The organism is Streptomyces carpinensis, assembly GCF_002154505.1.
Classification (GTDB): Bacteria; Actinomycetota; Actinomycetes; order Streptomycetales; family Streptomycetaceae; genus Streptomyces; species Streptomyces carpinensis.
Genome location: NZ_MUBM01000452.1, coordinates 797 through 1,367, shown reverse-complemented (window position 1 = coordinate 1,367; position 571 = coordinate 797). Strand labels below are relative to the sequence as shown.

Below are 571 nucleotides of genomic sequence, written 5' to 3'. Positions count from 1 at the left end.
AGGAGTTCGCCGAGCTGCTCCAGGGAGTAGGGCTTGACGAGGATCGACCACCGCGTGGGCGAGGCGACGACCGGGCCGAGCCGCATGCCCACACGGTCGAGCGCACCGAGGGCCCGGGCGGCCGCGGGGGCCGGCAGGCTCACCGCACAGGGGGCCGCTCCGCCGGTGGCCAGAATGATCGGCGCGGCCGGCCGGTTGGTCCACCACCAGCGCACCATCCGGGCGTCGGTGGTGGCCGCGAGGAGTCCGGGGTCGAACGGGTGTGCAGCGGGCACCGTGCACTCCGGGTCGGGGCAGCGGCAGCGGCCCGGCCGCCGCGGGTCCGGTGCCACACCCGGGAGTACCGGCCACCGCCACTGGGTCGCGAAGGTCAGGGCCGCGCTGATCGACTCAGGCCTCCCGTCGCTGCGCCGGGACAGGAGCCTGCGTCGCCTTCCGGGGATCTCGCGCATGAGCGCTCGTTCCTTTCCGTTGCACCGCTGGCAACACCGCGGACCACATCACACCATGTGTCGATCACTTCACTGTGCGTACCTGTTGGCGCATCACACCCCTGCCTTCAGGCATGGGG

1 protein-coding gene is annotated in these 571 nt (G+C 72.7%); it reads right to left on the bottom strand.

Annotation, left to right across the window (positions count from 1 at the left end):
• Nucleotides 1–452: bifunctional DNA primase/polymerase (locus BZY54_RS43025; protein WP_086730801.1), on the bottom strand; the 452-nt coding region annotated here is incomplete at its 3' end.
• Between the last annotated feature and the right edge of the window lie 119 nt (nucleotides 453–571).